Genomic DNA, 22,817 nt, shown 5'->3' with positions numbered 1-22,817 from the left:
TGGGGGCATGACGACTCTTCACATATCTGCCGAGGTTGCAGGCACTGTGACCTTCGCCACGAAGCCGCTCGTTGATCCTCGTCAATACCTCAGCGTCTCGCTGGCGAGAACGTAACGGCTGCCGCCCAGGAGGTCGCCAATGCACATGCACCGGATTCTTCCGCGCTCGCTTCCATCGGGCCTCGAGCCATTGAACGACCTCGCGCTCGATCTCCGCTGGACATGGAACCACGCGGTCGATGCACTCTGGCGACAGGTAGACGGAGAGCTATGGGATTTCACGCATAACCCATGGGTGGTGCTGCAAAACGCGTCGCAGGCGCAGCTCGATCAACTCGAACGCGACGAGGCTTTCCTGGAGCGACTGAAAACGGCTGTCGACCAACGCCGTCATTACCTGGAAACCCCAGGGATGCTTGCCGGCCATTCGTCGGGCGACATGCCTAACGGTATTGCCTACTTCAGCATGGAGTTCGGGCTCAGCGAAGCGCTGCCCCTGTATGCCGGAGGCTTGGGCGTATTGGCTGGCGACTACCTGAAAACAGCCAGCGATCTCGGCGTGCCGCTGATCGGCGTGGGACTTCTCTATCGGGAAGGCTACTTCCGTCAGACGATCGACAGCGCAGGCAACCAACAGGAAGCTTTCCCGTCGAACGATCCGACCAGCCTGCCCATCCAACCGTCGGTCGGTCCCGATGGTGCGTGGCTGGAACTCGCGCTGCCGCTTCCCGGACGGACGTTGCGGCTTCGCGTGTGGCAGGCCGACGTGGGGCGCACCCGGCTCTACTTGCTCGACAGCAACCATGTACTCAATGGCGCCGTTGACCGCGGCATTACCGCCAAGCTCTATGCCGGCGGTTCCGAAATGCGCCTGCTGCAGGAGGTGGTGCTCGGCATTGGTGGCTGGTGCCTCGTGGACGCTCTCGGCTTGCCCGTCGAGGTATGCCACCTTAACGAGGGACATGCCGCGTTTGCCGTACTGGAGCGGGCACGGCGATGCATGCATCGTCGCAACGTCACGTTCCAGGAAGCATGGTGGGAGACCCGGGCGGGCAACGTATTCACGACGCACACGCCCGTCCCCGCCGGGTTCGACGCGTTCGCGCCCTCGCTGATCCGAAAATACGCGCAGGATCTGCTCAACGACTGCCAGCTTTCGTTACGCGACTTCCTCGCCCTGGGTCGTATCGACCCGGCAGACGAAGACGAACCGTTCAACATGACCTATCTCGCGTTGCGCGGTTGCGCGCAAACCAGTGCGGTAAGCAAGCTCCACGGCCAGGTGAGTCGAAAGCTCTTCGCGCCGCTCTATCCGCGCTGGCCGTTTGACGAGGTACCGGTTCGCCACGTCACCAACGGCGTTCACGTGCCGTCATGGGATTCCGCACCGGCCGATGAACTCTGGACCCAGACGTGCGGCAAACGACGCTGGCTCGGCGACGTCGGCTGCCTCGAAGCATCCATAGCCGCCTGCGATGACATCGTGCTTTGGGATCTGGCGGGCCGCCAGCGACGCGACTTGGTGCAATACGCACGTGACAGGCTGGCGATGCAGCTCGGCCTTCGAGGTGAAACGCCAGCAAGCATCGCCATGGCGCGCCGCGTTCTCGATCCCAACGTTCTGACCGTGGGCCTCGCGCGCCGCTTTACCGAATACAAGCGTATGAACCTGTTGCTGCACGACCCGCAGCGGCTCATCGATATCCTCGCCGATGCGAAGCGGCCGGTCCAGCTCATCATCGCCGGGAAAGCACATCCCGCCGACGAGGAAGGCAAACAACAGGTGCGTGCCTGGGTGGAATTCACGCAACGTCCGGACGTCCAGGGCAGGGCGGTGTTCCTGGAAGACTATGACCTTGCTCTCGCACAACGGCTGGTGCAGGGCGTGGATGTATGGCTCAACACGCCGCGCCGACCGTGGGAAGCCTGCGGTACCAGCGGCATGAAGACGCTGGTGAATGGTGGACTCAACGTCTCCACGCTGGACGGCTGGTGGGCGGAAGCTTATGACGCGGCCTGCGGGTGGGCGATCGACGGACACGGGGGCAACCCGGAAGACGCGGACTGTCTCTATCGTCTGCTGCAAGACGAAATTGCACCGTGCTTCTACGAGCGCAATGATCACGGCGTGCCGCAGCGCTGGGTGGAGCGAATGCGCGCGAGCATGTCGCGGCTCACACCTGCATTCAGCAGCAATCGGATGCTGCTTGAGTACGTGGACGGTTTCTATCGTCCGGCCCTTCGCGCGTTGACGAAGCGCAACCCGGGTGAACTTGTCGCATGGAGCGATGCCATGTCGTCGCATTGGCACGAAGTGCGACTCGGCGACGTGGACGTGACGCTCGACGACGCCCACTGGCGCTTTCACGCGCAAGCGTACCTCGGTGGATTGAACGTCGAGTGGGTAAAAGTAGAACTTTATGCCGAGGAACGCGACGGGTTTCCGCGGCAGTCCATTCCGATGAGCCAGGGGGATGCGATCAGTGGCGCGATCGGCGGTTACATGTTCAAAGCGTCACTCCCTGCCACCCGCCCCGCAAGCGACTACACGGTGCGACTGCGGCCTTGGCATCAGGACGCCTTCCTCCCGGCCGAGCTGCCTCTTGTGACGTGGCAGCGGTGAGGGGCTGGCCGCCCGTGTCAGGCGGCCGGACGTTTCGCTTCAGCGGCGAAGTCGTGAGGAAACGCGGCCCGGACATGTCGCTCCATGTCCTCGGCCGACAAACCGACCACGTCCTTGCCCAGTGAGCCGGCGATCATCGCCGTTTCATCGCCGAACTGGTCGGAGAGCACACCCAGGAAGCGCGGCGGCGCGACGATGAAGAGTCGCTCGTAACGGCGGTGTGCATGAGCCTCACGCAGCGTTTCGGCAAGGCTGTGAGCAAAAATACGCGCGCTGTGATCCTTTCTGCTCTCGCGAGGCTCGATCACATGCCTTGCGGCACCGACGCTTTCCTGCGAACGGGGCACCGTACGGCCCGTGCCGCGATCCGCAGGGGGCCCCCTCAGTTCGGGATTGGCATAACAGGCTACTTCGCACCATGCCGTATGCCTGTCCGCGCTTTCGAATAGGCGCGCCCGCGCAGCGTCGCACACCAAGATCCAGGTCAGAGCCATGGTAACCACCTCCGTCTGTGCGGCAAGGGTGTCGAAACAATGACGTCAACAACGTTGTAGACGGGGGCACCGCTGCCGACGTTGACGTAGATCAATCCGGACGGAGAGGCGCTTGATTCAGATCAAGGCGTGAGGCGGGCACCGCACGCATGCTCGAGCTACCGACTTCGGGAGGTGCGCCATGAACCGATTGAAAGGAAAGGTCGCGCTGATTACGGGCGGCACCATGGGTATCGGCGCGGCCTGCGCGCAGCGCATGGCGGAGGAGGGCGCCGACGTGGTCATCGCGGACATCTGCCGCCCCGAGCGAGCCTTAGGCCCCGGCGTCGATTTCATTCATGCCGATGTGGGTAACGAAGCGGACGTGGCCGGTGCGATCCAGCACGCGCATGCGCGATTCGGACGGCTCGACATCCTCGTCAACAACGCTGGCATCGTAGGCGCCGACAAGCCGACCCATGAGCTGACCGAAGAGGAGTGGGACCGCGTCCAGCGCATCAACGTCAAGAGCGTGTTCTTCGGCGTCAAACATGCCGTCGCTCCCATGAGGTCTGCTGGCGGCGGCAGCATCATCAACCTGTCGTCGATTTACGGACTGGTCGGCGCTGCCGACGTACCGCCCTATCACGCATCGAAAGGCGCGGTTCGTCTCATGACCAAAACGGATGCGCTGCTCTACGCAAAGGACAGGATACGGGTGAACTCCATCCATCCCGGATTCATCCACACGCCGATGGTGGAGGGTTACGTGGCGGGCATGGAGGTGGAAGAGACGGCAGGCTTCCAGGCGATCGCAGCGTTACATCCGCTGGGCCGCCTGGGGACGCCTGACGAAGTGGCCTGGTGCGCCGTGTTTCTCGCCTCGGACGAAGCGTCGTTCATCACCGGCGCGGAGTTCGTGGTCGACGGGGGCTATACCGCACGCTAGCTCGTCGGTGCAGGCACAGCCCTCAACGATCACTTCGGCATCAGGTGATACAGCCCTCCGGGCGAAGCATCCTCGAGCATCCACAGCGAACCGTCCGGGGCTTCCTCGATATCGCGTACACGCTTGCCGACGCTCCACCGTTGGACGGCGGTCGCGCCGCCCTTTTCGTCGAACGTCACGCGCACGATGCCCAGAGCGGTGAGACCGCTGAGCAGGGCGCTCCCATTCCATTGCGGGAACAGCGTGCCCTTGTAGAACATGATGTTTCCCGGCGCGATGACCGGGTCCCAATAGATGACTGGCTTGACCAGATCGGGGCGCGTATCCGGGTTGGGAATGGGCACGCCGTTGTAGTTTATGCCATACGAGACCAAGGGCCAGCCGTAATTCTTACCGCGCTGGACGAGGTTCAACTCGTCACCGCCCTTGGGACCATGCTCAAGTTCCCATAAGCGGCCGTCCGGACCAAAGGCCAGGCCATAGGGCGTGCGGAAACCGACGCTCCAGGTTTCTGCAGGCGTGAGGTTGGGTCCGGTGAAGGTGTACGTGCTGACGATCGGCGCCGTTTTGGCCTTTTCGGTATCGGCGGGCGGATCGATCAAGGGAATGGTTCGCGCGCCGACTTTTCCTGCCCACGGATTGCCGGGCGCCGGCTTGCCGTCGAGCGTGAGCCTGAGGATCTTGCCGAGCGGCTGACTCGGATCCTGCGCCGGGGTGAAGCGCTGGCGGTCACCGAGCGTGAGGAACAGGTACTTGCCGTCCGGCGAGAACGCGATCTGGCCGCCCGGTTGACCGCCCTTGCCGGTGGGCACCTGGCGCCACAACACCTGAAAGCCTTCCAGCCGGGGTTGCTTGTCGTCCAGCACGAGGCGTCCTCGGCCCAGGGCCACGCCGCCACCGTAGTCGCCCGGCTCGACGTAGGTCAGGTACACGCTGTGATCGGCGGCGTAATGCGGCGAGAGGAACACGCCCAACATGCCGTTCTGGCCTTCGAAGTAGCTCGCCGGCACGCCTCCGACATCGGTCTTGTCACCTTGTGGAGTGACCAGTGCCACGCGTCCCACCTTCTCCGTCACCAGCATGCGTCCGTCGGGCAGGAAGGCGATGCGCCAGGGCAGGTCGAGGCTGGCTACCTTGGTGATGGTAAACGGGAGGTCGGAGTCCGGCTTCTGGTCGCCGGCATTCGCCTGCGCGTGGACCGCGCCCGTGATGCAAGCCGCGAACAAAACCCCGTTAGCCAGTTTCTTCATGTCCCCATTTCCCGCGCCGTGGTGATCTACAAAACATAGCGTGCGAAAGATCGTTCATGTGTGACGGTGTTTTTCATCCGCAGCGCAAGTTGCTCATTCAGATCGCGGAATCTGGCCTTGAGTCGAGGATGCGTTAACCCACACGAGTATCGGCAGTGCAAAGGCCCAGCAGGCACCTATCCATACCCATGCCCAGGGGGAGGTCCATTCGACCGCATGCCAGCCACTGGCAGCGGCCGAATAGGCCAACGGCGCACCGAGACCGCCCAACACAGCAGCAAGCCAAGGGCGCCCACGGACGACCGTAAGCGAGCGATTGATCGTTGTCGCGAAGCTGGCCCAGAGCATCAATATCCATAACGGCGCACCCTGCGGCGGTAGTGCGGGAGCAGGGGACGCATAGCGCAGCCAATCCAACGCCGCCGCTACGCCATCCGTGATCGACCCCAACAGCAACGCGGCCACCACAAGGCGGCCTTCGCTGCGTGGCTCTGCCGTCATGATCAGTTGAACCACCACAAACGCGACCGCAGCGGCGATCGGCACGACCAAGCTGGAGCGTGCGGCGCCACTGACGAGCAGGAACCACACCCCCTGATAGCCAAGAAGATTGGCCCAGAAGCCCAAGCTGCGGCGAAGCGAAGCGTTCGTCGGCACTCGCATGCTCCGCATGCGCATCAGACGCGATACCCGACATCAGGCGCCGCGCCGTCGCTGGTACGCGCGGGAGCGGCCGCAAAGGGAACCTTCGCAGTGGCCGCTGCCGTCGGTAGGAACGTCTTCACGGTGGTTCTCCAGGATGAAGGCCTAAGCGGCAGGCCCCGGTCAGTGTGCGACTTGCTTACCGTCCTATACGTAGCACCGAGCGTTTTGGACTCAGTACCCGATCAACGTGCCGCCCCCGGGCACCGCTTGCACTCCGCGCCAGGACAGGCATACACTGAACCACATGGTTCACTATGAAGCTTCCCTCGACGCAACGTTTGCCGCGCTTTCGGATATCACGCGGCGTGGCGTGCTCGCGCAACTCGGGGCCTCAGACGCCTCGATCAGCGACCTGGCGCAAAAGTTTCAGATGACACTCACGGGCATGAAGAAACACGTGAGCGTGCTGGAGCAGGCCGGCCTGGTGAGCACGGAGAAGGTCGGGCGGGTGCGCACCTGCAGGCTAGGTCCGCGCCGCCTGGAAGAGGAGGCTGCCTGGATCGAGCAGCAGCGCCGCCTTTGGAACGCACGCTTCGACGCACTGGACGCGCTCGTCCAGCACATGAAACGCGAGGAGAACGCAAATGGCCGCCACAAACGAAAGTAACGCCACCACCGCGAACCGCACGGTAGTGGAAGCCAGGTCGGACCGGGAACTCGTCGTCAGGCGAACCTTCGACGCACCGGTACATATCGTGTTCGAAGCGTGGAGCACGCCGGACCTCTTCAAACAGTGGTGGGTGCCGAAGTCGGCCGGCATGTCACTGGAAGAATGCCGCATGGACATTCGCACGGGTGGTACGTACAAGCTCGTGTTCCGCCACCCGGCATTCGACCAGCCCATGGCATTCTTCGGCACGTACAAGGAAGTGACGCCGCTCGAGCGCATCGTGTGGACGAATGAGGAAAGCGAGGAGGGCGCCCTGACCACGGTGACGTTCGAGGCGCACGGCGACAAGACGCTCGTCACTCTCCACGAGCTCTATCCCACGCAGGCGGCTCGCGACGAGGCGCTCAAGGGTTCGGCGGAAGGCCTGCCCGAGCAGTTCGCGCAGTTGGATGCGATGCTCGACCAGGGCAGCCTGCGGGAAGGCGCCTAGGCGGTCACAAGCGCCGCTCCAACGCTTCGGTCCCGGCCTTCGGCTTTGGCGGCGTAGACCGCTGAATCGGCTTGGCGCAGCAATTCGTCAATGGGGGGCCAACGGCCCCCTTCGACCGTCACGAGGCCTGCACTGAAGGTGATTCGTGTATCGGGTGGCAACGGCGATGGAGGAGCAAGGGCAACCTCGATGCGCGCGCGTTCGACGTGCAGCAGGGCGCTTTCTAACGTTACCCCTGGAAACAGCAGAACAAACTCTTCCCCGCCGTAGCGCGACACGACGCACGAGGGGACGGCATCGGCTATCTGCGTCAGCGAGCGCGCGACATGCACCAGACAACGGTCACCGGCCTGGTGACCGTACTCGTCGTTGAAGCGCTTGAAGTGATCGACGTCGATCATGGCGATGCTGAATCCTGCAGGATGGCGTGCAGCGTCGTATTCGCGTTGCAGGATATGGAACAGGCCGCGGCGGTTGAGCAAGCCCGTCAGCGGATCATGCACTGCGGCGTGTTGCAGCCTTCGGCGAAGTACCCGCATCTGGTCCTCTGCCGAAAGGTGATACCAGACGACCAGCGCATTCCTGCCGGCAAACAGGGTCAGTGCCGCCACCAGGGCGCGAATGGCAAGCGTCTTGTCGACATGGGCGGTCGCGAGTGCGACGAAGCATGTCGCCAGGCTCAATGCGAATGGCCTGACCATGCGCGACAACCGACGTTGCAAGAGGGACGGACGGAAACCACGCAACCAGATGGCCTTGCGCCGGCTGAGGAGCATGCCGACCACCACCATCGGCAGCGTCAACAGCAGCTCCGGAAGATACGAATCGGTCGCCACGACAAGACGGTTGTGAACGGCGGCGGCGATCGCATCGGTCACCGTGAAGGCAGCGACGACGCCGAAGAAGCGCCGCTCGTCGGCCCGGCGTGTGCCGAGGAATCGCAAGAGCACGATGGCAGCGACAAATCCGTCCAGGGCGTCGAACAGGCGAGTGAGGAACACCGCCGAATCGGCGGCCATCGGTCCCTCGATGGCAGCGCGCAAGAGAACGTAAAACAGGCCGACTGAGAGTATCGAGGTGAGGATGTCCCCAAGGGACGCCCATCGAACCGTTGGCGTGGCAGCGTCGAACGACGCCGCGGCAATCAGGAACCAACCCGCCACGCAGAACCAGAAGCTGGGATCGACCATCACCAGCGTCCCTTCGCTGTGATGGGTGCTGTCGATGAGTAAAAGCGTAAACGCCACACCTTTCGCTGCAAGGCTTGCCAGCAGCAGCGCCCAAAGAGGCCGGTTATGTTTCACCGCCAGGGACATCCGCCTGGCGCACAGCAGTATGGCAAGCGCAACGGTGGTCACCACCGCAACGTAGCTATGAAACAAGGTGTTCTCGGTCGCCCACAAAACGGCAATACATTGCCCTGCCATGGGCACGCTGAAAAAGACCGGGGTCCATCGCTGTATTCGCATCGGGCCTCATATAGGGAGCATGACAACGACCACTCCGGCCCTGGAGCAAGCGCGCATCCGTTGCGGGACGCACGCAAGAGATTAACCCGTATCAGCACCGGGGCCATCCTTTGCACGCAGGATACGGCGAGCCCGCGGCGCTGCCTAGACGCCGGATCGGGCTCTCATAACTCCTAGGCTTCAGTGCCATGGCACCCACTCAACCATCCGTCGAACGCGTCAGCGCCTCCCACTGGTCGATCTCGGCGGTGAGATCGGCCAGCTTCTGCCTGACCAGGGCAAGTGCATCGCTTCCCAGCAGCAGATGCGCCGGTGGCGAGTCACTGTCGATCACCTTCAATATCGCCTGCGCCGCCTTCGCGGGATCGCCGAGTTGCTTGCCGCTCTTTTCGATGCGGGCTTCTCGGATCGGGTCGAACAACGCGTCGTAGTCCGGGATGGAACGCGGTGTCCTGACCATCGAGCGTCCCGCCCAATCCGTGCGGAATGAACCGGGCGCCACCGCGGTGACGGCAATACCGAGCGCCTTCAATTCCTTGCCGGCCACCTCGGAAATACCTTCCAACGCGAACTTGCTGCCGCAGTAATACGAAATGCCGGGCAGGGTGATGTAACCGCCCATGGAAGTGATGTTGACGATGTGTCCTCTGCGACGAGCACGCATGTAAGGCACCACAGCCTTCATCATCGCCACGGCGCCAAATACGTTCACGTCGAACTGGCGGCGCATGTCCGCGAGGGGCGATTCCTCCATGACGCCCTCATGACCATATCCGGCGTTGTTGATCAGCACGTCGATAGGGCCGACGTCGGTTTCGACATCGCTCACGATCGCGTCGATCGCGTCGAAGTGCGTCACATCGAGAATGCGGCCCAGGGCGCGCCCGGGAGAGAGCCGTTCGAATTCAACCCGGGCCTGCGCGTTTCTCACTGTGCCGACGACGCGATAACCGGCATGGAGTGCTTCTTCGGCCAAGGCTCGGCCGAAACCGCTGCTGACGCCGGTAATAAACAAGGTCTTGCTGGCTACCATGGGGTCACTCCCAACTAACGACGATGCATGCACAATACTGTCGTTACGCCGCCACTTTTATGCCGAATCAATCGCCTTTATTGCCTATTCTTATGAGCGCCTTGTAATGCTGTCCGACGAGAAGTCTACGATGGAGGAACAACGCCGCATGGTCGCGCTCATTCGCGCGCTGGCGCCACAGGAGGGTTACAACCTCACGGCGTTGCCCGGTGTACGCATCCTGCGCTCCGACCGGGTGCTATCTCATACACCGGTTCTGTACGACCCAGGCATCGTGATCGTGTGCCAAGGGTGCAAGCGCGGCTATTTCGGTAAGCAGATCTATGTGTACGACGAGCAGCACTACCTGGCCGTAGCGGTACCTGTCCCTTTCACCATGACATCGGATGGCTCACCGGATCGCCCTCTGCTGGCGATCTACATGCACCTGGACTTTCAGATGGCCGCCGAGCTGGCCATCCAGATCGATCGCCTGCACTCGCCGGTGAATCGAGACGAGCCGGCCAGTATGGTGTCCAGTCCGATGGATGCCTCGTTGATAGCGTCGGTGCTCCGTTTACTGGAGGCCATGCAAAGCCCCTTGGAAGCGCCCATCCTCGGACCGAACCTCGTACGCGAACTCTATTTCCGCGTACTGACCGGGCCGCAGGGCAGGGCGATCCGTTCGGCCCTGGCGATGCAAGGCCCTTTCGGCAAGATAGGAAAAGCTCTGCAGCGGATACACGCCAGCTACGCCGAACCCATCAATCTCGCGGCGTTGGCGAAGGACGCCAACATGAGCGTTCCCACGTTTCATACGCACTTCAAGGCGATCACCCAGACGTCGCCCATGCAATACGTGAAGTCCACGCGTCTTCACCAAGCCCGCTTACTGATGGTACGCGAGGGCATGACGGCGGAAGCCGCTGCCTATGCGGTGGGATACGCCAGCGCCTCGCAGTTCAATCGCGAGTTCAAGCGCCTCTTCGGCCGTCCGCCCATGGCGGAACTCAAGCGCATGAAAGAACAGTTTGCGGTTCCGCCGGCACTTGCCGCATCCGACTACGTGTCCTCGCATTGAGCTAAATGGCGATCGGCGAAGCCACCAAAAAAAGATAAGCGTCGCAATAACTTGCGACTTTTACGTAATGCTTATGTAACCGTTGTGTAAACGTTTACGTGGTGCTAGAAGGTGAGGCGTCCGCCTTCGGGGACGGATATTCCTATCCATTCCGCATCTCGTCCACGGGAGGTACCCGTGCACACGATGGTGCCGCCACCGGGCCTTTCCATGTCGCTTCCGCGTTCTTTTCGTCATCTCCCGTTACAGGCGCTGTGTCTTGCTGTCGGCGCCGCTTGTGCCCCTATGAGCTTCGCTCAATCGACCACGGGCAGCCTCTTCGGTGAGGTGCCGGTCGCGGCCGGGACGACGGTGCGCGTGGAAAACCAGAGCGGTGTGAGCCGCGATCTACCAGTCGACGCGAACGGGCATTACAAGTCGCCGGCGCTGCCGATCGGTACCTACACTGTCACGTTGCTACGCGACGGCAAGGTGCTCGACAGCCGCCACGACGTGGCCGTGCGGGTCGGCAACGCCAGCGAGGTGTCGTTCACCGCGGCCACGGCGCAGGCCACGGCCCTGGATGGCGTACAGGTATCGGCCAATGCCACGCCGCCGATCGATGTCGCCAGCGTCGATTCCCGTACCGTGATCGATGCGCAGCAGCTGGCGAAGTTGCCCTTGGGGCGCACGGCCGAGCAAATCGCCCAGCTAGCGCCGGGCGTGGTGCCGAACAGTGGCGGTTTTACCAGTGACACCGGCAAGTCGCTGGTGAGCTTCGGCGGATCGTCAGCCAATGCGAATGCCTATTACATCAACGGCTTCAACACGACCGATCCGCTTCAGGCGCTCGGCGGTATCACGCTGCCGTACGGCGCGATCGATCAGGAAGAGGTATACACCGGCGGTTACAGCGCGCAGTACGGGCGCTCTGACGGCGGCGTCATCAACGCGGTGGGCAAGCGTGGTACCGACACCTGGCATTACGGCGTGCAGTTCCTTTGGGAGCCACAGTTCGCGCGCGCCAAAGGCGCCAACGACTACTACGCCAGCGGCGTGCCGCAGTCGGCCAAGGCCGGCAACCTGTATGCGTACAACCGCGCCAACCGCGACGTCGACAGCACGGCGTCCATCTATGCCGGGGGTCCGCTGATCAAGGACAAGCTGTACGTGTTCGCCGCCGCCGAGGTGGAACGTCGCGATACTCAGACGGTGGCCAACGAAGAAGCCAGCAATTCGTTCGAGAAGTCGCGTAGCACCATGCCGCGCTGGTACACCAAACTCGACTGGAACATCACCGACAGCAACATCCTGGAACTGACTGGCGCCTCGGACAAGACGGAGACGCAGGGCAGCTACTACGACTACGACTACGTGGCTAAGCGTCGTGGTGCGTTCGTCAACGATGCGGACCGGCAGAAAAACGGCGGCGACCTGTGGAGCGGCAAGTTCACCAGCTATATCACCGACGCGCTGACGCTCACGGCCGAGTACGGCAAGATGCATACGCAGGCCTATCAGGCACCGGCCAATTACGACGGTAGCCTGACCTACGTCGACGGTGAGGTGAACCAGAACCCCGCGTTCAACGGCGGCGTTCCGATCGGTAACGCGCAGACGACCGATGGCCTGAGCGACCCCAAGCGTGGCAACTTCACCACCAACACGCGCTTGGACCTGGCGTATGCGATCGGGGAGCACACCATCAGCGTGGGTATCGACAACCTGACGGCCAAGGCGGCCAACCAGGGCAGCGAATCCTCGGGCCCGGGCTATACGTGGTCGTACAGCCAGTCGCTGCCCAATGTGCCGATCAACTCCGATCTGGGCGTCGGCGCGACGGAGGATTTTCCCAACGGCGCGGACGGCTATTTCGTCCAGAAGAACACCTATAGCCAAGTGGCGACGGTGCGCTCGACGCAGCGCGCGCAGTACGTCGAGGACAAGTGGCAGGTCAACGACCGGCTGCTGCTGCAGCTGGGGCTGCGCAACGACCAATTCACCAACTACGACTCCGCCAGCCAGGCCTATATCACCCAGACGAAGCCGCAGTGGGCGCCGCGACTGGGCTTCAGTTGGGACGTGATGGGCGACGCCAGCTTCAAGGTCTACGGCAATGCCGGCCGCTATTACCTCGGCTTGCCGCTCAACCCCGCGCTCAATTCCGCGGCCGCCACGACCAACACCGTGCAGTACTACACCTATGGCGGTATTGCCGCGGACGGCACGCCCACGGGCCTGACCGCCATGTCTGGGCCCGTGTCCGGCCTGAACCTCTACGGGCAGCAACCCGACCCGAAGGTAACCACGGCCAAAGGGCTGACGGCGGAAAAGCAGGACGAGTACATCCTCGGCTTTACCAAGACCGCCGGCCCCGCGTGGGTCTATGGCGCGAAGCTGATGTACCGCAACCTGCGCAACGCCATCGATGACTATTGCGACCGCGATGCCGTGCTGGCCAAGTCGGCGCAGCTGGGTTACGACGCCTCCACCAGCAACAGTTGCTTCCTGATCAATTCGGGTCGGGCGAACACCTTCACGCTGGTAGACGCGAGTGGCAATTACGTCGAAGTGCCGATGAGCAACGCCGAACTCGGCTTCCCCAAGCTCAAGCGCCAGTATTACAGCCTCGAAACGCTGCTCGAGCACCCCTTCAACGGGCGTTGGTACGCCAAGTTCGACTACGTGTTCTCGCGCAGCTATGGCAACACCGAGGGCCAGCTCCGTTCCGACGTCAGCCAGGCCAACGCGTCCACCAGCTACGACTGGGATGGCGCATCGATCATGCAGTTCGCCAACGGCCCGCAAAACAACGACCACACGCACCAGATCAAACTGTACGGCTACTACCAGATCGATCCGCAGTGGCTGGTCTCGGCCAACCTGGCCGTCATCTCGGGAAGCCCGCGGCATTGCCTCGGTTTCTATGGTGCCGATGGCACGGACCCGTTGTCGTACGGCAGCCTCTATCACTTCTGCAACGGCGAGCCGTCGCGTCCAGGCAAGCAGGGCCACCTGCCATGGACGCGCCAATTGGACATCGGTGCGACGTACAGCCCCGCCTTCGCGGACCACAAGCTCAGCTTCAGCGCGAACATCTTCAACCTGCTGAACGAGCAGCGTCCACTCCAACTGTCGCCCTACAGCGAACTGAGCCCGCAGTTGATCAATCCGCTGTACCGCACAGCGACGATCCGGCAGCAACCGCGTTATGCGCGGCTTTCGGTCAGCTACGACTTCTGAGGCAAGCGGGGAGGTGCCGGCTTCACGCCGGCACCTTCACACGAGCTGCAAATCGCGCGGCTTGGCACGGGGGAACACCGTGCCGAGATCCGCATCCGATAGCCCGTACATGCGCTTCATCAGCCCGCCAAGCACGTCGCGATAGTTATTGAGTACCGGATAGTCCCGATTCTGCAGCAGACTTCCTGCATTGATGGCGACTTGCTCGCCAACGACGCGCCCGCCACGTACCTTGCCACCCAGCACCCAGTACGTGGTGCCATGACCGTGGTCCGTGCCCTTGTTGCCGTTCTCTCGGAAGGTGCGGCCGAACTCGGAAACCACGACAACGACGGTGTTGTTCCATTCCGTTGGACCCAGCTCATCGGCAAAGGCGCTGAGGCCTTGCGAAAGGTTGTCCAGGTTGTTGGCGAGCTGACCGTCCGCGCCGCCCTGGTTCACGTGCGTGTCCCAACCACCCACGTCGACAAAGCCGAGGCGGAAACGGTCTTTCATCAGGGTAGCCATACGCTGGCCCTGCTGGGCGAAGCCACGCGCATTCACTGCGCCGCGGCTGGCGGCGACCATTTCCGTCTGCAGATCCTGAGCGACCTGCTGGCGCAATTGCAGGCCTTCGGTGGCGGCCGCTTGCAGCGGCGTGCCCTCGTACATGCTGGCGAGGATCTTCGACTGGCGATCGTCGAACACGGCCTTGCCGTCGCCCTTCAACGAGATGTTTGGCACATCGCCCGTGCCGCGGAAGGACAGGGGCAGGGCATCGGTGAAGGCGATCGGTGGCACGCCACGCAGCACGCCGCTCAGACGGCCCATGAATCCCGAGCCGTACTGGCGCGAGTCACTGGGTTCGCCCGCCTCGATGTTGTCTTGCGTTTCGAAATGGCTGCGCGAGAGATCGTCGGTCCCAGCGAACGGAATAAACGCAAGCTGCTTCTTGTCCCACAGCGGACCCATGGTCTGCGCGACAGCCGGCGTGAGCCCCCAGTGTGCGTCCAGCGCGCGCACTGACTTCGGATCGCCGTCCGTGGGCTTCGCTAGCGCAATGCTCGGGCGCGACTCGTAGTAGAAGTCGCTCGCGTACGGCACAAGCAGGTTATTGGCATCGTAGCCGCCACGAAGAAACACGAGCAGGAAACGCGGCGAGCTGGCGGGCGCGGCGAACACTTTGCCGCCCAGCGTCAGGGCGGGTACGGTCGCGGCGAGCGTGAAGAGGAATTGGCGACGGTCCATGGCGGAACCTCAGCGGTAGTTGAATTCGGGTGAGGCGAGCAGGAACGTATTCCACTCCTGCTGCGACGTGGCCTGCGACAGCGCGGCACGCGTCTTGGCGCCGAGCGTAGGCTCGATCGTGGCGTAGTAGGTCGGCGTGGTGAGCTGCGGGAAACCACCTACGCTACGCTTACCGGTATCGTCCAAGTCGAACAGATGATTGGCACCGCTGCCGATCGAGCGCGCGATCTCGAAACGTTTCGCCACCTGGCCGGAGCTCGACCATTCCGAATCGGTCACTGGCCAGCCGTCGGGCGTTATTCGGCCGAACGGCGCCTGGCCGAGCTGGTTGATCCAGTTCACCAGCGGACGCGGGTTTTCCACGGGCTTGCCATCGTAGGCAAGCCGCATGGTCGACACGAGGAACTGAGTGGGGTCCTTGTAGCGCTTGCCAAGCGACGCGGTGAATTCCTTAGACGTGAGCATCGTCTCCATCACCTTGGCAATGTCGCCATCGCTGCGGCGGAAGGTCTTCGCCATGGCAGCGATCAGAGACGGCGGGGGGTTATCCGACACGAAGTACTTTGCCAGCTTGGTCGAAATGAACGTGGCACACGCCGGCTGGCTGACGATCAGATCGACGGCCTTTTCGACTTCGTCGAAGCCACCGCCCTTGATGGTCTTGCCGAGGAGTACCTGATCGCCGAAGTCGTGGCGATTCGGATTGAACTCGAAGACGCCCTCCTGCACGTAGTAAGGCCTGAGATCCGGGCGTAACTTGCGCGGCTGTCCATCGAAGTTCACACCGACGCCCGTGAGGATGTGAGCGAGGCTCTGCACGTCGGTCTGCGTGTAACCGCTGTTTACGCCGAGCGTGTGCAGTTCCATGAGCTCGCGGGCGTAGTTCTCATTGATCTTGTCGCGTGCGTTTTGCGCGTTGTCGAGGTATTCCAGCATGGCGGGGCTTTTCAGCGTTGCCATGACAAGGTCGCGGAACTTGCCCAATGCGTGCGGCCGTATCGTGTTCTGCGCATAGTCCGCGACGAGCCAGCGCACGCGACCCTTGTCCTTGAACACGCTGAAATGGTTCAGCCAGAACCACACCAATTGTTCGCGCAGTTGGTTTTCGTCGTAGATGGCACGCAGCAGCTCGGCTGCCTGCGCCTGCTGCGCGTAATCGTTGCCCTGTTTCTGCAGTGCTTTTCGCGCCTCTTGCTTCGCATCGCCATCGGGCATGGCGTTGATGTCGCGATACTGGTCTCGCACAGTGGCCAGCAAAGTTTCCGGCGGCGTCTTCATGACATCGAAACCGGCGATCTGTGCGGCGATCGGTTGGGGCAGGGCATCGGTCTTCGGATGCAACTGCGCTTCGAGAAAGCGGCGTCGGCCAAGATCGCGGTAGCTGGCCACGGTGGCGGTATCGAGGCCGAAGGTCACGCGATCGAGCCACTCCGTGTCTTCCTGCGAAAGCGGCTTATCGGCAGCGAAGGCGGGCGGGGCGGCAGCGGCCAGGCAGAGCAGTGCGGTCAGGCTGGTCGTGAATATCGAACGCATCCGGTTCTCCGTTCGAGGCAGGATGACCCTCAAACGGCGGAGGGCTCATCGGGTTTACTGGAGGTGTTGGCACGGGTTCATAGTTTGGGCGTTTCCGGTGTCATTTTCATCGGAGTACATGAACGCCATGTGGCTTCGCGAAGGGATACGGCCTCCGCATTTTCTTGCGCGTATGCCAATCAACCTTTTCGCTGGCCCTTCGACCTGGACCGTCTCCCTTGGGCCGTACTGACGAAGCATCTTTAAGGTATGACTTTCGTCGCTTGCCGTTCCCTGCTCGCATCCTTGAGCATGCGTGACGACACCTGAGGGGGAAGGTATGAAGTCGCTGCTCGCCACTGCGCTGCTGCTCACGGCGCCTATTGCATCGGCACAGGACTGGGCTGCCAGCCTGCGCATGGACGCCAAGGCGATGCACGATGACATCGCTCGCAACCATCCGGGGCCAGTCGATCCTGAAAACCCCGGGTTCGCCGCAAAAAACGATCAGGCCCTGGCACTGGCACTGCAGCGCGCGGGCAGCACTACGACGTATGCGGGGTACCTTTATGCCCTCATCGCGTACGCCGCTACATTTGACGACGGACACCTTGCCGCCTTCGTGCCCGAAGGTGTCATACAGCCGCCGCTCGTCACCCGGTGGCCCGGATTTCTCACGACGTTCGACACGAAAGACGATCAACGGGTCGTGACCCGTGCTGCGGACGCACCCGTGCCCCTCGGTGCACGCCTCATCGCCTGCGACGGAAAGGACGCCGCAGCACTCGCGCGTGACAATGTCGGCGGCATGGGAGGAAGCGGCCGGTGGAATCTTCATGTGTCACGCGTCATGCGTGGCAAGCGCCTTTTCACCGATGTGGGCAATCCCTGGATCAAGCGCCCCGTCCGGTGCACGTTCGACGTGGACGGCACGCGCCGCACGGTGGATCTGGCATGGCGTCCGATTGACGATAAGGAATTGGACCGCCGTTTTGCCGAAGCCTTTCGACGCAAGGCCGAACCGATCGGCATGCGGACGCTTTCCGACGGCACCGTCTGGATCGCGCTCAGCGATTTCGACGGCGACCCCGATCATCCTGCAGCCAAGGCGCTGGAGCCTTTGATTGCAAAGGTGCAAGCGCAGCGGGAAACGATACTCGCTGCGCCGCGCGTCGTGCTCGATCTGCGCGGAAACAATGGCGGCGACTCCGGATGGAGCCACCGTGTGGCCGAAGCACTCTGGGGCAAGCACGCTGTGGATGCCGTCAACCTGGCTCCAACCCGCGTCGACTGGCGCGCCTCCCAGGACAACATGGCGCAGATGCAATCCTATGTGCGCATGTGGTCCGCCCATGCGGACGCGCCCCCTGAGAACCTTGCTTGGGGAAAAAGTACCGTTGCAGGCATGCAGGCGGCGATGGCGAAGGGCGAACCGTTCTACATGGAGCCGGGTGAGGCAAAGCGTCCTACGCCGAAGCCGCCGAAGACTCACGCCCGCATTTTCATGGTGACCGATAGCGGCTGCGCGTCGGCCTGCCTCGATGCCGCAGATCTATTCTTGGCCCTGGGCGCCATCCACGTCGGCCAGGTAACCAGTGCAGACACGGCGTATATGGACATTCGCCGTACCATGCTGCCGAGCGGACACATGGCGCTGGTCGTACCCATGAAGGTGTACCGGGGTCGTCAGCGTGGCAGCAACGTGCCGCTCGTGCCGCGCTACGTCTACCAAGCCGACCTGACCGACAACGCCGCACTGGAACGTTGGATCGCTGGCTTACGCTGAGGACGGTCGCAGTGCGTGACGTCTAACGATAGCTCGCTTCCATGAGCGCGGCGCCCAGATCGCCCATTTTCATATGATCGAAACTCGTGTTGTTCATCAGGATGACGGTGTGTCCGTCGTCGAGCGTGCGCCACACGAGTACCCGGTATGCACCGTTGGATCCGTATTCCCAGGCGACGGGGTGATCCTTGCCGCCAAAGGAGAGTGTCTTGGTACGTCCACCCAGGGCGTAGTGCTGGGCAGGGCGTTCGACGCTCATCAAAATGCGCGTTAGTTCGGGCGACAACATTCTTCCTGAGAAAAGGCCATCGACGAGGATGAACAAGTCGTTGGCACTGGCGTAGAACCCACCGGCGAGCATCATGAAGTCCGGCGAAGGCTTGTCCAGCGGTTCCGCCGAAGGAGCCAGTTTGAGGTAGCCGTGCGCCATACCCGGTACCGCAAGAGAACTCCCAGCGAACGTTCCGCTATGGCGCATGGCGAGCGGCTGGACGATGTAACCGTCGACCAGCGAGGCGTAGTCCCGCTTCGTAACCCGCTCCACGATGGCCTTGACCAGAAGCCAGTTGGAGTGCGAGTACTCCCAATCCGTCCCTGGCTCGAAGTGTAAGTCGCCGCTCGCAAAGCGTCGCACGGCTTCCGCCTGGTCGATCGACAGGTTCCGCGTGGCCGGATCGCGCTTGATCGCCTCATCGATGGCATTGGGAAGCCCACTGGCATGGGACATCAAGAGACGCAGCGTCAGCTTGGCACCATTATCAGCTCGATAATCCGGCAGATACATCGAAATGGGCTCGTCCAGTGCGAGCTGCCCCTGTTGAACCAGTCGTAGGACCAGCATTGCCGCAATCCATTTCGATATCGAGCCGGACTCGAACGGCGTGTCGGCCGTCAGAGCTCGCCCCGTGGCGGCATCCGCCAGACCGAAGCTCGCGGAGTAGTCGATGTGCGAACCGTGGCCCACCATCACCACGCCGTTGAAGCCTTGATCGACGACGAAAGGGCGAACGATGGCGGCACAGCTACCGCAGTCGGCCCACGCCGGAAAGGCAACCGGCAGGCTCATCAGACATAGCGCGAACCCTCGTAGCGCACGCCGGCATGCCCGCTCACGCAGTCCTGGAAATCCATTCATCGATACACCCCGCGCCGACGACTACGGCATGGATGCGGTCCGCGTCGCAAAGGTTTAGTTGCCCAGGGTAGGGCGAAATCGGGTGCGCTTTGCAAACGGCAGGACCCGGCAAAGCCGTTCTCGAGTCGAAACGTTGAATCGCGGGCCTGCGCTAACACGCGGCCACCCGCCGGCCTGAGGTGCAGGCTTCGCAAATCCCTTGCTGACTAGAGGACGCCGGGTATCAGCGCTGCAGTTCTGGCTTTATAGGCGGCATATGCACCGCCGAAGGTTTCGCCGAGCATGCGTTCCTCCATCCGTAGCTTGCGCCAGAACGAAGCCAACACGATCAGCACCGCAACGATGCCGCGCACATCGCCCTCTCTGATCGCCGTGCCGATGAATGCCAGGAGGAGCCCGCTGTAAATGGGATGCCGGATAAAACGGTAGGGACCGGCTTCGATCAGTTCATGATCCTTCTTGATCTGCACGACGCTGCTCCAGTTGCGACCCAAGAGGTAGCGCGACCAACAAGCGAGAGCGACGCCAGCAGCGACGATCACGAGAGCCGCGGTGAAGAAGGGAAGGGTGTGCGGCACGATCCCTTCGCGCAGCCACGTGTGCCCGTACCAATCGCCCGGTCCCAGCAAGACGAAAGCCAGTGTCAATGGCAGCCAGTACAGGAGAAGCCGGGTCGTCCATGGCTCGCCACGCGCAACGACTTTATTTCCACGGGCGCTCCAGAGCCACCAGGCAAGCAGGAAGTACCAACAGACACTGATACCCCTTTTCAGAAGTTCTTCCGTTTCCACCGATCCTCCGCTAAGCGTGGCCCAGCCCCCGTCAGTGCTTCGAATATTGCAGTGGGGGCCATGCGTGACTAGTGCCGATGTGCCTATGTTGAAGCGGGTGCGTTATGGCCTTTCCCCCTAACTCAAGCTCGGGTAAACCGCACCCGTACCGGTTAACGACTGAAGTAGGCCTTCTTTCCTGCGCGGCGCCCCAGCATAGTGGCCTTGGCTCTCAAGAAGAACACCGTGTGGCAGATCACAGCGCCGATTGCGAGACCCCTGGCGACGATGCTTGTGCTGGACATCCAGATCAGGGCGGCAAAGGCGAATGCATCGATCGCGCTGAAAAACCAAGCGAACCCGAGCGTCCACGGGCTCGTGCGCCCTTGAACGATGCCATCGAGCACTGCGACTCGTGCGCCGATATTTCCAATCGGGTCATTCGGGTTGGGATGGCCTAACGGGCTGAACGGCCATGCTTCTTCGTCGCGAGTCCGCGCTGTCTCGATGCCAAGCTGCTCCGCTTTCAAAGGCGTTGCCTCGGCGACGCCCAGCAAACCTCGGGGATCGTCCACCACAAAACGGGCCGAGCCGACCTTGAATTCGCGTTCCATGTGACTTCCCTAAGCCTCGTAAGTGAGTTTAGCCGACGCATGACGTGCGAGGGGCAGGGCATTGAGTTGTGTCGCTAATATCCAGACGCGTTTACGCTGCGCGCGCATAGTGGCTGGGTGGCTGTCCGACATGCCTGGTGAATGCCGCGCTGAACGCGCTGGTCGACCCGTAGCCGACGTGTTCGGCGATCTCCGACACGGACAACTCACCGCGACGCAAGAACTCTTTCGCGATTTCCATTCGCCAGGCGAGAAGATACTCCATCGGCGCAACCCCGACCGTCCGCGTGAATCGTTCGAAGAAACTGGACCGAGATAGCGCAGCGATCTTTGCAAGTTGCGCAACCGACCACCTCCGGCCGATATGGGCGTGCATCTGCTTCAGTGCGGCGGCTAATCGCTCATCGCCCAATCCACGGAGGAGGCCCGGCGGGGCGCTGCCAGAGGTTGTCGAACGCATGGCCTCGACGAGCAGCATGTCGGCCAGCCGAGAACGCATGAACTCGTTGCCTGGTTTCTCGTCCGCAGTCTCCTCACCCACCATCTGCACGAGCTGTGACAGCCGCAACGAACCTTGCACGTGCACCACTCCAGGCAGCAGCGACACCAGCAAACCGGGATCGACGCAATCGAACAGGAACGCGCCTCCCAATGAACGCATGTCGGGTTGGCCTGTTTGCTCGCCATAGCGTAGCTCCAGTCCCTTCGGCACTTTGGTGGGGTCCAGGTGGACGGGGGGCGAGGGGAGGAAGCTGGATAGCGTGAAGCCGGGTGTCGTAGGAAGCAGCACAAAATCCCCGGCGCTTAGCGTCGTCGGCTCGTGACCATCCACCGCCAGCCGACAGCCGCCTTCCAGCATGATGCAAAAGCTGGGTTTGCCGAACTCGGAGTAGCGCACCGCCCAATTGCCCTTGCCACTGATCAGATTGGCGAACACGGCCTGCGGGCGCAGCAACCGAACGATTTCTGAGAGAGGGTCACTCACGCTAGACGATCACTGGAATAATACGGATTATTTAGTATCGACGATCCGAATAGCGTCCTCTATCGTTTTCTTCGAGTCAACTACACCACTCGGAGAACGAATTGAACACTGTACTGATTACTGGCTGTTCATCCGGTTACGGCCTGGAAACCGCACGACACTTCCTCGCAAAAGGATGGAATGTCATCGCTACCATGCGGACGCCGCGGTCGGACCTTCTTCCAGCCTCGGACAACCTACGTATCCTGCCCCTGGACGTCACCCAGCCCGATAGCATCGGCCGGGCCCTGAAGGCCGCTGGCCCCATCGATGTTCTGGTGAACAACGCCGGCATCGGACTCTTCGGTGCATTCGAAGCTACGCCTATGTCCACCGTGCGAGAGATCTTCGAGACCAACACGTTCGGTGTGATGACGATGTGCCAGGCAGTGATCCCGCAGTTCCGTGAACGCGGAGACGGCGTGATCGTCAATGTCACGTCCAGCGCGACCCTTGCTTCGTTTCCACTGGTGGCCGCTTACACCGCTAGCAAGACCGCCATCGAAGGCTTCACGGCGTCGCTGGAGCATGAACTCAAAGCAGTGGGTGTGCGGGTCAAGTTGGTCGAACCCGGCTACGGACCTTCCACGAGCTTCGCCGCCAATGGCCAGCAGCGCATGCAGGGGCTGCTCACGAAGCCCTACGAGTCTTTCGCCCGTGAAGTGCTTACGGGATTCGGCCACCTGTCTGCCGTGACAGCTGCGACAGATGTCGCCGAAGGCATCTGGGATGCCGCCAACGACACCACCGGCCGGCTGCATTTCCCGGCGGGTGCCGACGCTGTTGCGCTGGCGTCGACGCGGTGTCGGCAGCCCCCTAAATACGTCGCAAACCGCATCTACGATCTATCTCATTGAATATATCA

19 protein-coding genes are annotated in these 22,817 nt (G+C 62.2%); 8 read left to right on the top strand and 11 right to left on the bottom strand.

Annotated features, from left to right (window positions below):
• Positions 1-145 precede the first annotated feature (145 nt).
• Positions 146-2,623: an alpha-glucan family phosphorylase gene (gene glgP / locus IM816_RS08995; RefSeq protein ID WP_250340647.1), complete on the top strand. Its 2,478-nt coding sequence runs from the start codon at positions 146-148 to the stop codon at positions 2,621-2,623.
• Positions 2,624-2,640: 17 nt separating this feature from the next.
• On the opposite strand, the gene IM816_RS08990 is transcribed toward glgP, so the two are convergent.
• Positions 2,641-3,117, bottom strand: a complete 477-nt coding sequence (locus tag IM816_RS08990) for a host attachment protein (RefSeq protein WP_250340646.1) — start codon at positions 3,115-3,117, stop codon at positions 2,641-2,643.
• A 181-nt stretch (positions 3,118-3,298) separates the two neighbouring features.
• Between IM816_RS08990 and IM816_RS08985 the strand changes: the two genes are divergently transcribed.
• Entirely contained in the window at positions 3,299-4,045 is a 747-nt protein-coding gene (locus IM816_RS08985) for an SDR family NAD(P)-dependent oxidoreductase (RefSeq protein WP_250340645.1), read from the top strand.
• A 29-nt stretch (positions 4,046-4,074) separates the two neighbouring features.
• Here IM816_RS08985 and IM816_RS08980 read toward each other — a convergent pair whose 3' ends face one another.
• Positions 4,075-5,295 carry a PQQ-dependent sugar dehydrogenase gene (locus tag IM816_RS08980; protein WP_250340644.1) on the bottom strand — a complete coding sequence of 407 codons (1,221 nt, stop codon included), beginning with the start codon at positions 5,293-5,295 and terminating at the stop codon, positions 4,075-4,077.
• 93 nt (positions 5,296-5,388) lie between these two features.
• Positions 5,389-5,952 (bottom strand): DUF2878 domain-containing protein, encoded by a 564-nt coding sequence (locus IM816_RS08975; protein ID WP_250340643.1) that lies wholly within the window; start codon positions 5,950-5,952, stop codon positions 5,389-5,391.
• 292 nt (positions 5,953-6,244) lie between these two features.
• Between IM816_RS08975 and IM816_RS08970 the strand changes: the two genes are divergently transcribed.
• On the top strand, positions 6,245-6,607 hold the full coding sequence (locus IM816_RS08970; RefSeq protein WP_072320950.1) for an ArsR/SmtB family transcription factor: 363 nt from the start codon (positions 6,245-6,247) through the stop codon (positions 6,605-6,607).
• Positions 6,585-7,100: an SRPBCC family protein gene (locus IM816_RS08965; RefSeq protein WP_250340641.1), complete on the top strand. Its 516-nt coding sequence runs from the start codon at positions 6,585-6,587 to the stop codon at positions 7,098-7,100. The genes IM816_RS08970 and IM816_RS08965 overlap by 23 nt, the downstream gene beginning before the upstream one ends.
• Here IM816_RS08965 and IM816_RS08960 read toward each other — a convergent pair.
• Both IM816_RS08960 and IM816_RS08955 read right to left on the bottom strand, forming a co-directional pair.
• Entirely contained in the window at positions 7,097-8,527 is a 1,431-nt protein-coding gene (locus tag IM816_RS08960; RefSeq protein ID WP_250340640.1) for a GGDEF domain-containing protein, read from the bottom strand. The genes IM816_RS08965 and IM816_RS08960 overlap by 4 nt on opposite strands.
• Positions 8,528-8,768: 241 nt before the next feature.
• A complete protein-coding gene (locus tag IM816_RS08955) occupies positions 8,769-9,602 on the bottom strand; it encodes an oxidoreductase (protein ID WP_250340639.1) in 834 nt (277 codons plus the stop codon).
• On the opposite strand from IM816_RS08955, the gene IM816_RS08950 reads away from it, so the two are divergent.
• Complete coding sequence (locus IM816_RS08950) at positions 9,589-10,662, top strand: AraC family transcriptional regulator (RefSeq protein ID WP_250340638.1); 1,074 nt, start codon at positions 9,589-9,591, stop codon at positions 10,660-10,662. The two genes, IM816_RS08955 and IM816_RS08950, sit on opposite strands and share 14 nt — an antisense overlap.
• Positions 10,663-10,872: 210 nt before the next feature.
• The gene (locus IM816_RS08945) at positions 10,873-13,884 is read left to right on the top strand and encodes a TonB-dependent receptor (protein ID WP_425602641.1); all 3,012 of its coding nucleotides are present in this window, start codon (positions 10,873-10,875) and stop codon (positions 13,882-13,884) included.
• A 36-nt stretch (positions 13,885-13,920) separates the two neighbouring features.
• Here the strand turns inward: IM816_RS08945 and IM816_RS08940 are convergent, their stop codons facing one another.
• Complete coding sequence (locus IM816_RS08940; RefSeq protein WP_250340636.1) at positions 13,921-15,111, bottom strand: DUF1501 domain-containing protein; 1,191 nt, start codon at positions 15,109-15,111, stop codon at positions 13,921-13,923.
• Positions 15,112-15,120: 9 nt separating this feature from the next.
• The gene (locus IM816_RS08935) at positions 15,121-16,644 is read right to left on the bottom strand and encodes a DUF1800 domain-containing protein (RefSeq protein ID WP_250340635.1); all 1,524 of its coding nucleotides are present in this window, start codon (positions 16,642-16,644) and stop codon (positions 15,121-15,123) included.
• Between the two features lie 319 nt (positions 16,645-16,963).
• Between IM816_RS08935 and IM816_RS08930 the strand changes: the two genes are divergently transcribed.
• Positions 16,964-18,409, top strand: a complete 1,446-nt coding sequence (locus IM816_RS08930; RefSeq protein WP_250340634.1) for a S41 family peptidase — start codon at positions 16,964-16,966, stop codon at positions 18,407-18,409.
• A 22-nt stretch (positions 18,410-18,431) separates the two neighbouring features.
• Here IM816_RS08930 and IM816_RS08925 read toward each other — a convergent pair whose 3' ends face one another.
• The 4 genes from IM816_RS08925 to IM816_RS08910 form a co-directional block, all read right to left on the bottom strand.
• The gene (locus tag IM816_RS08925; protein ID WP_256470278.1) at positions 18,432-19,475 is read right to left on the bottom strand and encodes a serine hydrolase domain-containing protein; all 1,044 of its coding nucleotides are present in this window, start codon (positions 19,473-19,475) and stop codon (positions 18,432-18,434) included.
• Between the two features lie 275 nt (positions 19,476-19,750).
• On the bottom strand, positions 19,751-20,335 hold the full coding sequence (locus IM816_RS08920) for a methyltransferase family protein (RefSeq protein WP_250340633.1): 585 nt from the start codon (positions 20,333-20,335) through the stop codon (positions 19,751-19,753).
• Between the two features lie 152 nt (positions 20,336-20,487).
• Positions 20,488-20,928, bottom strand: a complete 441-nt coding sequence (locus tag IM816_RS08915) for a hypothetical protein (protein WP_250340632.1) — start codon at positions 20,926-20,928, stop codon at positions 20,488-20,490.
• A 91-nt stretch (positions 20,929-21,019) separates the two neighbouring features.
• Positions 21,020-21,913, bottom strand: a complete 894-nt coding sequence (locus IM816_RS08910) for an AraC family transcriptional regulator (protein ID WP_250340631.1) — start codon at positions 21,911-21,913, stop codon at positions 21,020-21,022.
• A 101-nt stretch (positions 21,914-22,014) separates the two neighbouring features.
• Here IM816_RS08910 and IM816_RS08905 point away from each other — a divergent pair, with 101 nt between their 5' ends.
• Positions 22,015-22,809: an SDR family oxidoreductase gene (locus tag IM816_RS08905; RefSeq protein ID WP_250340630.1), complete on the top strand. Its 795-nt coding sequence runs from the start codon at positions 22,015-22,017 to the stop codon at positions 22,807-22,809.
• Positions 22,810-22,817 lie beyond the last annotated feature (8 nt).

Origin of the sequence: Luteibacter flocculans (assembly GCF_023612255.1) — a bacterium.
Taxonomy (GTDB): Bacteria; Pseudomonadota; Gammaproteobacteria; order Xanthomonadales; family Rhodanobacteraceae; genus Luteibacter; species Luteibacter flocculans.
This window is presented reverse-complemented; position numbering and strand designations above follow the sequence as displayed.